We start from the raw sequence: 10,077 nt of genomic DNA, 5'->3' as shown, positions 1-10,077 counted from the left end.
TTACTGCCGGGGTGCTTTGTGCCAGGCTAACTGCCTTTGAGCAAGCGCTTTGCGCCTGGTCAAGCTGGCTTAAGCGGCTGTAGGCGACGCACAGGCTCATTTGCAGTGAAAAGTTGTCTGCATCCGCACCGCGATAGCTGGTTACTTCGCTGATACCCTGCTGTAACTGACCTGCCTGAATGGTCGTAGCGCCCGGGGTGTCTTCAATTAACACCATTTTGTAACCATTGCTCGCAGCTGAAGCGAGAAATGGACTTGATGCCAGCACGCTCAGTGCCACGGCGGTAGCAAATTTTTTGGCTGTGAATGTCATGTCGTATTCTCCCTTGGTTTAAATTTGGGTCACCGGCCTTTCGTAGTGAAAGATTTCGCGGCGACAGGGATACTTTAGTCAGTAGCAACTGGTCTGACAAACGAGATAAATCACACTGATAAGTTAAAAAAATTCACCTGTAAATCGCAGCAAGCAGTGGAGTGACTGTCATAAATCCCGGGTAATGGCAAGCGGGAATTAACTGACCGCAGGTTGAAAACTCTTTAACACCCAGTCAATCAGCAACTGAATTTCTGGCCGGCTGCCATCGTCATCATGCCGCACCAGGTAATAGCGATCGCGGCTTAACAGCTCCTGTTCAAACAACCGCACCAGGCTGCCGCCGCTAAACCAGCTTTGGCTGATGGGTAGCGGAATAAGGGCTACCCCCAGCCCCTGCTGAGCGGCACGGGCGACACTGAACATACTGTCGAGCTGAATAATTTGCTTAGGTTTAAAGTTATGGTAGCCAACATGCTCTGCCCACTGATGCCAGGCGTGCGGCCGCGCCTGATGCAGGATCAGCGGGGTTTTCTCCAGCGCCCGGTAGCTTTTGCCATGAATTTGCTCATACAGCTTAGGGTTACAAGCCGGTACATAGCTTATCGGGAAGAGATCATAGGCCTGCATTTCATCGGGCTTTTTACCGGATAAAATTATTGATAAATCGGTATATTTCGGACTGTCACGACGTGACTTTACCGTTTCCAGCTTTAAATTAATGTTCGGATATTGCGCCGACCAGCCAATTAACTTTGGTACAAACAGCTCGCTGGCAAAAAACTCCGGCATCGAAATGCTGACTTCCTGTATCCGTTCGGCCTGGCTGAACTGGGCGATAGTATCAGCCAACTGGGCCAGCAGCGGCTGCACCTGCTGATAAAAGCGTTTGCCGGTTTCCGTTAAGGCAATGGCGCGGGTTTTACGCTCAAATAAACTGAGATTTAAGTTATCTTCCAGTTGTTTAATCTGGTGGCTGACCGCTGATGGCGTTAAGTAAAGCTGCTTGGCGGTTTCTTTAAAACTTAAACACTCGGCAGCCACGCAAAAGCAGCGCAAGCCACGGAGTGGCGTATGTATCGTCATAGTCCGGTACACCTGGTAACTTATGAGGCTTATTATACAAGCCTGAAATGACAAACTGGCTGCACAAGTTTCAAATATAGCTAAACGTTTAGATGTCTATACACAAAACAGGCTGAATGATAGCATTCGCGCTGGTTTTGGCAACTTTTTCTGAGCAAATGGCCTTATAATCGACACGACCAACACCGGCCACCTTAACTCAGGCAGCGGAGGTATTATGTCAGCTTTGAACGTCAGCTTGCTGCAAACCACTTTGTACTGGCAGGACAGTGCAGCTAATCTGGCTCACTTCAGCGGCTTGCTTGCACAGTTGAAGGCAACCGACTTAGTGGTGCTACCGGAAATGTTTACTACCGGCTTTAGTATGCAAAGTGCTGAAATCGCGGAAGTTGAGCCGGGGCCGGGCTTGCGCTGGTTAACTGAGCAGGCAAAAGCGTTAAACGCGGCGCTGACCGGCTCGCTGGCGGTGAAAACGGCCGCGGATGGTTATGTTAACCGGCTGTATTTTGTCACCCCGGATGGCATTGTCAGCTATTACGATAAAAAACATTTATTCCGGATGGCGGGCGAGCAGCACGCCTATCAGGCGGGGCAGCAGCGGGTTATCGTGCGCTGGCTTGGTCTGCGTTTTTGCCTGCAGGTTTGCTATGACCTGCGCTTTCCGGTATTCAGCCGCAACCGCAATGACTATGACGTATTAATTTATGTCGCTAACTGGCCGGCAGCGCGCCGTCATGCCTGGAGCAGCCTGCTGCTGGCCCGGGCAATTGAAAACCAGGCCTATGTGTTGGGTGTGAACCGGGTAGGCCAGGATGGCAACGATATTCACTATAGCGGAGACAGCATGGTGGTAGATTATCAGGGCGGGGTTGTGGCCAGCCTGGCCAAAGCTGACGCAGGGGTGCTGACAGCAACCCTGGATGGCAGCGCATTGGCGCAATACCGTCAGGCATTTCCGGCCCACTTAGATGCAGACCACTTTACCCTGAATTAACGAACACGCTTGACCTGCCGCCATTTCAAGGCAACACTGTACGGCCATAATTCAGCAGGTTTCTCAAGCGTGACATCAATTAACTGGGCAGCCCTGCATGCTGCCGCCAAAGCAGCCTCAGAGCAGGCTTACGCCCCTTATAGTCAGTTCCCGGTGGGAGTGGCTATTCAGGCCGAAAATGGCAAAATTTTTGCCGGTTGTAATGTCGAAAACGCCTCTTATGGCGGTACCGTATGCGCCGAACGCAATGCGATAGCGGCAGCCGTCGTGGCCGGTGAGCGCAAATTCGTAGCGTTACTGGTGTATACACCGCAAAGCAAGCTGACACCACCTTGTGGTATTTGCCGCCAGGTGATAGCTGAATTTTTTATGCCGGATGCGCCGATTGCCAGCAGCAATCATCTGGGCCAGCAGCAAAGCTGGACCCTGCAGCAATTGCTGCCTGATGCCTTTACCCCGACCTATCTGGCTGCCAGCACTAAAATCAGTAAGGACAGTTAACGCTATGGCCATTCCTCAGGAAATTATTAAAACCAAACGTAACGGTAAGCCGTTAAGCCATGCTGAGATCCGCCAGTTTGTGCAAGGCCTGACCGACGACAGCTTTAGTGACAGCCAGGCAGCAGCGCTGGCGATGGCCATTTACTTAAATGGCATGGCAGTGAGCGAAACTGTCGAATTAACGCTGGCGATGCGTGATTCGGGCACCGTTCTTAACTGGCAGGGCAGGCTGAATGGCCCGGTAGTGGATAAGCACAGTACCGGTGGCGTTGGCGATAAGGTTACCCTGATGCTGGCACCAATGGTGGCAGCCTGTGGTGCTTTTATGCCAAGCATCGCCGGCCGTGGCCTGGGCCACACCGGCGGCACCGTTGATAAGCTTGAAAGTATTCCTGGCTACAGCTGTACCCAGAGCTTAAACAGGATTGAGCAGCTGTTACCACAGCTTGGCTGTGTGATTGTGGGGCAGAGCAGCGAGCTGGCCCCGGCTGACCGCCGTCTTTATGGTATTCGCGATGTGACCGCGACGGTGGAGTCAATACCGCTTATTACCGCGTCAATTTTATCGAAGAAGCTGTCAGAGGGCTTAGACGCGCTGGTGATGGATGTTAAAGTAGGGAATGGCGCCATCATGGCCACCGCTCAGGACGCCAGTGCCCTGGCAACCAGTATTGTCAATACCGCTACCGGCGCCGGCGTGGCGACCCGGGCGCTGATTACCGATATGAACCAGATATTAGGCAGCACAGCGGGTAATGCGCTGGAAGTTATCGAAACGCTTGATTATTTAACCGGCAAATACCGCGAGCCACGGTTGCATCAGCTGACGTTGGAGCTGGGCGCCAGTATGCTGCTGCTCGGTGGTCTTTTCAAAGATAAGGCAGCCGCTGTGGCGGCACTGGAGCACAGCCTCAGTTCAGGTAAAGCCGCTGAAATATTCAGCAAAATGGTGTGTGAGCTGGGCGGGCCCGCCGATTTGCTGGAAAAGCCGGTACAGTATTTAGCCAGTGCCCCGGTGGTAAAGGACATTATTGCCCCGCAAAGCGGTTATCTTGCTTACCATAATACCGTCGGCCTTGGTATGGCGGTAGTGCGCTTAGGCGGCGGCCGATCTCACCCCAGTCAGCAAATCAACCCGGCCGTCGGTTTTAGCGATATTCTGGCCACAGGACAACAGGTACAGCAGGGCGATGTTATCGCCCGGGTGCATGCCGCCAGCGCCGATGCAGCGGCGGTTGCCTGCCAGGAGTTTCTGGCAGCTTTAACCCTGACAGCGCCATGCCCGGCTGCCAATTCGCTGGTTCATGACGTGATAGGCTGAGCACCGGCCGGCATTTAATGCAGTTTCAGCCGGGGCCGGACTATCCGGTTAATCCTTGCCACCAGCGAAATAACCAGCATTTTCAGCCAGCCATGCAGTGCAACCTGATGCATCCGGTACAATGAAATATAGGCCAGCCGGGCTATCCGGCCTTCAATCATCATGGCTCCGCCAACCAGATTACCCATTAAGCTGCCGACTGTACCAAACCGGCTTAATGAAATCAGCGAACCATGATCTTTATATTTAAAGGCATGCAGCGGCTGGTTGTTTAAAATGGCAATAAGATTGCTCGCAACCAGACTGGCCATCTGATGAGCAGATTGTGCCCGCGGCGGCACCCATTTGCCGTCAGGCAGCGGACAGGCCGCACAGTCGCCAATAACAAATATCCGCTCATCTCTGCTAGATTGCAGCATGGCATTGACCACCAGCTGATTAAGACGGTTAGTCTCCAGCGCGGCTAAATCGCGCATAAAATCCGGCGCTTTAATGCCTGCGGCCCACACCATCAGCTCAGCATCCAGATGCTCGTCGCCCAATTGCAATCCCTGGCTATCGGCGGCGGTAACCCGGGTATTGACCCGGACATTAACCCCAAGCTTTTGCAGCTCTTTTAAAGCCGAGTTGGCAATCCGCTCGGGTAATGCCGGTAAGATACGAGGGCCGGCTTCTACCAGAGAGATGTTCAGCCGGTCAGAGCGCAAGTCAGCAAAGCCATACAGGTTAAGCTCTGCCGCGGCGTGATAAAGCTCCGCTGCCAGTTCAACCCCAGTCGCCCCTGCGCCGACAATAGCAATATTAAGCTTATCTTTCGGGTGTTCAGGTGAATTAAGTTTCAGGTATGCATCCAGCAAGCGTCGCTGAAACCGGTGTGCCTGAGCCGGGCTGTCCAGAAAAATACAGTGCTCCGCCACCCCCGGGGTATTAAAGTGATTGGAAATACTGCCAATTGCCAGAACCAGATAATCATAGCTAAGTTCGCGTTCTGCCAGCAATTGCTCGCCATCTGCTGAGGTTATCGCGGCCAGTGTCACCGTTTTTGTCTCGCGGTTGATATCAGTGAAATTGCCCAACTGAAACTCAAAGTGATGACTGGCAGCATGCGCCCGGTAGCTTAGCTGATCAATTTCAACATCCAGAGTGCCGGTTGCGACCTCATGCAGTAATGGTTTCCAGATATGGGTATGATTTCGATCGACCAGAGTGATATGGGCGCGCTTATTACGCCCCAGTTTATTGCCAAGCCGGGTAGCCAGTTCCAGGCCACCGGCACCGCCGCCAACCACTACGATGCGAGGGGGTGTCATGTTGTACTTTCCTTTCATTATTCTAAAAGCGGGTGTTACAGCCTTGCCTCATAAGTCTGACCATAAAAAAACCGGCGCGGGCGCCGGTTAGGGGGAGTTAAGATTTTTGCCGTTTCATGGCATCAAAAAACTCATCATTGGTTTTGGTCATCGACAACTTATCGATTAAAAACTCCATGCAATCGCTCTCGTCCATCGGGTGCAGGATTTTTCGCAGGATCCACATCTTCTGTAGTTCTTCCGGCGAGGCCAGCAATTCTTCACGGCGGGTACCTGAGCGGTTAAAGTCAATGGCCGGGAAAATGCGGCGCTCGGCAATTTTGCGCGATAAGTGCAGCTCCATATTACCGGTGCCTTTAAACTCTTCGTAAATTACCTCATCCATTTTAGAGCCGGTATCGACCAGCGCAGTGGCGATAATAGTTAAGCTGCCGCCTTCTTCAACGTTACGGGCTGCACCGAAGAAACGCTTCGGCTTATGCAGCGCGTTGGCGTCAACACCACCGGTCAGGACTTTACCTGAACTGGGGATAACGGTGTTGTAAGCGCGGGCCAACCGGGTAATTGAGTCGAGCAGAATAATAACGTCTTTTTTATGTTCAACCAGGCGTTTGGCTTTTTCGATGACCATTTCAGCTACCTGCACATGGCGACTCGCCGGTTCATCGAAGGTAGAAGCGACCACTTCGCCTTTAACCAGCCGCTGCATTTCGGTAACTTCTTCCGGCCGCTCGTCAATCAGCAGCACCATCAGCACACATTCCGGGTGATTGGCAGCAATCGACTGAGCAATATTCTGCAGCAAAATCGTTTTACCGGCTTTAGGCGGTGCCACAATTAAGCCACGCTGGCCCCGGCCAATCGGTGAGGCTAAATCCAGAACCCGGGCGGTGATATCTTCCCGGCTACCATTACCGCGTTCCATCCGCAGCCGCGAATTGGCATGCAATGCGGTTAAGTTTTCAAATAGTATTTTGTTACGGGCTTGCTCTGGCCGGCCGAAGTTAACTTCGTTTACTTTTAACAGCGCAAAATAACGTTCGCCTTCTTTTGGCGGTCGGATCAATCCGGAAATACTGTCACCAGTACGCAGGTTAAAGCGGCGGATCTGGCTGGGCGATACATAAATATCATCCGGCCCGGCCAGGTAAGAACTGTCTGAAGAACGTAAGAAACCAAAACCATCCTGCAAAATTTCCAACACGCCTGCACCGAAAATCTCTTCACCGTTTTTGGCGTGGGATTTTAATATTGCAAAAATGATATCTTGTTTACGCAGGCGGGCCATGTTTTCCTGGCCCATAGACTCGGCCAAATCAACCAGTTCGCTAATTGGCTTCAGTTTCAGTTCTGTTAAATGCATAGTTTGATGGGTTCTTGTTGGTAAAAACAGAAAATGCTTATCGGTTCGATAATAAAGGTTTGGAAGTTGGTTTATTCGACAGACAAGCGTGGTTTAAGATATTTGCTTAGCCACACAATAGCAGCAGTTGTCAGGTACGTCCAGCCGCGAGCAACAAAAAGGCGTACAAAAATACGCCTTTTTCTGTCATTTTCAGATATTGCTATCTAAAAATTCTTTTAACTGGGTTTTAGACAGGGCGCCAACCTTGGTTGCCGCTACCTGACCGTTTTTAAACAACAGTAAAGTTGGAATGCCACGAATGCCAAATTTTGGCGGGGTATTCGGGTTCTGATCAATATTTACCTTGGCGATGGTAACTTTACCACTGTAATCAGCAGCAACATCTTCCAGGATTGGTGCAATCATTTTACAAGGGCCACACCATTCTGCCCAGAAGTCGACCAGTACTGGTACTTCGGCTTTTAAAACATCAGTTTCAAAACTGTCGTCAGAAACCTGTAAAATTTGTTCGCTCATCTATTTCTCCGTTCAGGCTGTGCAGTTACACTGCAAAAATGTGTTATCAATTTAAACGCGGCTGTTTCTTATTGCAAGCGTAACAGTTATGCTAGGCAGGTATGAATAAAACTCACTTAACCTCACATAAATTCGCCGATTTTGCATTGGCGCCACAAGTTCTTGACGCTTTAGCGGCGCAAGGTTACAGCTATTGTACGCCAATTCAGGCCCAGTGTTTACCCCTGGCGCTGGCAGGCAAAGATATAGCGGGTCAGGCTCAGACCGGTACCGGCAAAACCCTGGCTTTTCTAACTGCTACATTTCATTATCTGCTTAACAACGAACCAAAAGGTTCTGGTCAGCCGCGTGCCATTATTATGGCTCCTACGCGGGAACTGGCTGTGCAGATCCATAACGATGCCGTAATGCTGGCCCAGAAAACGAATATGCGGCTTGGTTTAATATATGGTGGCGAGGGTTACGATTCTCAACGGCAGTTACTGGAACAAGGTGTCGATATTTTAATTGGCACCACTGGCCGGCTGATCGATTATCTGAAGCAGGGGCTTTACAGCCTTGATCAAATTCAGGTTGTGGTGCTGGATGAAGCCGACAGGATGTTTGATTTAGGCTTTATAAAAGATATCCGCTTTATGTTTAACCGGATGCCGCCAGCCACCGAACGCTTGAGTTTATTGTTCTCTGCCACCTTATCTTACAAAGTGCAGGAGCTGGCATTCGAAAAAATGAATGAGCCTGTGCATATTCATGTGGCACCGGATGAGATGACCGGCAGCCGGATCAGTGAAGAGCTGTTTTATCCGGCGCATGAGCATAAAATGAAATTGTTGCTGACGCTGATTGAAGAAGACTGGCCTGATAAAGCAATTGTGTTTGCCAATACCAAGCATGCCTGTGAAGATGTCTACGCCTGGCTGGAAGCCGATGGTCATCGGGTGGGGATGCTGACCGGCGACGTGATTCAGAAGAAGCGGCTGAAAATTCTGGATGACTTTACCACCGGCAAACTGGATATTCTGGTTGCAACCGATGTTGCTGCCCGCGGCTTACATATTCCGAAAGTAAGTCACGTTTTCAACTACGATCTGCCGGACGATTGCGAAGACTATGTGCACCGGATTGGCCGGACTGGCCGCGCCGGTGAAAGTGGTAAAGCGATCAGTTTTGCCTGCGAGCGTTATGCCCTGAATCTGACCGCGATTGAAGATTACATCAAACATCCGATAGCGCTGACCCAGTACGATGCCAGTGCACTACTGGATGATTTAACCGTACCTAAACCCCGGGTGCGGCGTCGTCCTGGACAGGCGCGCAGTGGTCCGGGCCGGGGTAACAGTGGACGCAGCGGCAGTGGCCCAAGAAACCCCCGCAGCCGCCCCCGCTAGCCCGCTGTCTCAGGTCGCTGCTGACCTGCTGGGCGATACGTCACCGCATAGTGATATCTATGCGGTTATCGACCTTGGCTCTAACAGTTTTCATATGCTGATGGTCAAGGTGGTCGGTGGTTCAGTACAGGTTATTGGCCGGGTGAAGCGCAAAGTCCGGCTGGCAGCCGGCCTGAACGATAATTTAGTGCTCAGCCGCAAAGCAATGAAACGCGGCTGGGAATGTCTGGCCTTATTTGCCGAACGACTACAGGACATTCCTGCCGCGAATATCCGGATAGTCGGCACTGCCACGCTGCGTCTGGCGCAGAATGTTAAAACCTTCCTCAAAGAAGCAGAAACTATCCTCGGTCAGAAGGTGCAGGTGATTAGCGGCGCCGATGAAGCCAGAATTATTTATCTGGGTGTAGCCCACACCTCTAATTGCGACTCTAACCGGTTGGTCATTGATATTGGCGGTGCCAGTACTGAAGTCGTGGTGGGCCGTGGTTTTACACCTGAGCTACTGGCCAGCCTGAATATGGGCTGTGTGACCTTTCTGGAACGTCATTTTGGTGATGGCGAGCTGAGTGAGGAAAATTTCAGCCAGGCGATAAATGCTGCCGAGCAGCAGGTTGATTTGATTTGTGCACAGTTTCTGGCAACAGGCTGGCAAATTGCAGTAGGTGCCTCTGGCACCGTGCAGGCAGTGCAGGAAATTCTGGTTGCGCAGGGGAAAGACGAAGTCATTACGCTGGGTAAGCTTGAAGACATTATGCAGCAGGCGATGGCCTGTGGCCCGATCAGTCAGTTAAATATTCTTGGCCTGGCGCAGGAGCGTAAGCAGGTTTTTGCTTCCGGGCTGGCCATACTGGTAGCGCTGTTCCGTAAATTACAGATCCATGGCATGACATTGTCTGGAGGGGCGTTGCGCGAAGGGGTGCTTTACAGCATGTTGCCCCAGTTACAGCACAGTGATGTGCGCAACCGCACTGTGGCCAGCCTGATGGTGCGCTACTTTATTGATCAGCGCCACGCCGGGCGGGTGGCTGACATGGCCGTAGAGCTGGCCGGCCAGCTACAACATCGCTGGGATTTAAATAAATTCGAAGGGCTCAGCATGTTACGGTGTGGCGCTTTGCTGCATGAGCTTGGTCTGCTCATCGAATATAAAAACCATCATCATCATGGCGCTTATATTATTAACCATTCTGATTTGCCGGGCTTTACCCGGGCCCAGCAGCAACTGGTTATGGCGCTGGTTCATAATCACCGGGCCGACATCAGCCGGGACATTATAGCG

General features: G+C 51.6%; 9 protein-coding genes and 1 pseudogene. 5 read left to right on the top strand and 5 right to left on the bottom strand.

All coding sequences use genetic code 11. The annotated features are described in order from the left end of the window. Window positions 1-313: pseudogene (locus R3177_RS09930) on the bottom strand (hypothetical protein); the annotation flags it as partial. Between the two features lie 198 nt (window positions 314-511). Beyond that, window positions 512-1,399, bottom strand: a complete 888-nt coding sequence (locus R3177_RS09925) for a LysR substrate-binding domain-containing protein (RefSeq protein WP_318970882.1) — start codon at window positions 1,397-1,399, stop codon at window positions 512-514. A 217-nt stretch (window positions 1,400-1,616) separates the two neighbouring features. Here R3177_RS09925 and R3177_RS09920 point away from each other — a divergent pair, with 217 nt between their 5' ends. The 3 genes from R3177_RS09920 (at window position 1,617) to deoA (ending at window position 4,215) form a co-directional block, all read left to right on the top strand. Further along, window positions 1,617-2,393 (top strand): amidohydrolase, encoded by a 777-nt coding sequence (locus R3177_RS09920; protein WP_318970881.1) that lies wholly within the window; start codon window positions 1,617-1,619, stop codon window positions 2,391-2,393. Window positions 2,394-2,462: 69 nt separating this feature from the next. Then, a complete protein-coding gene (locus R3177_RS09915) occupies window positions 2,463-2,894 on the top strand; it encodes a cytidine deaminase (RefSeq protein WP_318970880.1) in 432 nt (143 codons plus the stop codon). A 4-nt stretch (window positions 2,895-2,898) separates the two neighbouring features. After that, on the top strand, window positions 2,899-4,215 hold the full coding sequence (gene deoA, locus R3177_RS09910; RefSeq protein WP_318970879.1) for a thymidine phosphorylase: 1,317 nt from the start codon (window positions 2,899-2,901) through the stop codon (window positions 4,213-4,215). A 14-nt stretch (window positions 4,216-4,229) separates the two neighbouring features. On the opposite strand, the gene R3177_RS09905 is transcribed toward deoA, so the two are convergent. The 3 genes from R3177_RS09905 to trxA form a co-directional block, all read right to left on the bottom strand. Further along, window positions 4,230-5,525, bottom strand: a complete 1,296-nt coding sequence (locus tag R3177_RS09905; protein ID WP_318970878.1) for an NAD(P)/FAD-dependent oxidoreductase — start codon at window positions 5,523-5,525, stop codon at window positions 4,230-4,232. 97 nt (window positions 5,526-5,622) lie between these two features. Continuing rightward, window positions 5,623-6,888, bottom strand: coding sequence for a transcription termination factor Rho (gene rho / locus R3177_RS09900; protein WP_318970877.1), 1,266 nt, complete (start codon window positions 6,886-6,888; stop codon window positions 5,623-5,625). A gap of 192 nt (window positions 6,889-7,080) precedes the next feature. Continuing rightward, on the bottom strand, window positions 7,081-7,407 hold the full coding sequence (gene trxA / locus R3177_RS09895; RefSeq protein WP_318970876.1) for a thioredoxin TrxA: 327 nt from the start codon (window positions 7,405-7,407) through the stop codon (window positions 7,081-7,083). Between the two features lie 101 nt (window positions 7,408-7,508). On the opposite strand from trxA, the gene rhlB reads away from it, so the two are divergent. Continuing rightward, on the top strand, window positions 7,509-8,795 hold the full coding sequence (rhlB, locus tag R3177_RS09890) for an ATP-dependent RNA helicase RhlB (protein WP_318970875.1): 1,287 nt from the start codon (window positions 7,509-7,511) through the stop codon (window positions 8,793-8,795). After that, the coding region (locus R3177_RS09885; protein ID WP_318970874.1) for a guanosine-5'-triphosphate,3'-diphosphate pyrophosphatase at window positions 8,761-10,077 on the top strand (1,317 nt) is incomplete at its 3' end. The genes rhlB and R3177_RS09885, both read left to right, overlap by 35 nt.

The sequence above is a fragment of the Arsukibacterium sp. genome (assembly GCF_033722355.1).
Lineage (GTDB): Bacteria > Pseudomonadota > Gammaproteobacteria > Enterobacterales > Alteromonadaceae > Alishewanella.
The sequence above is the reverse complement of the archived record's forward strand: the minus strand, read 5'-3'. Positions and strand labels throughout refer to the sequence as shown.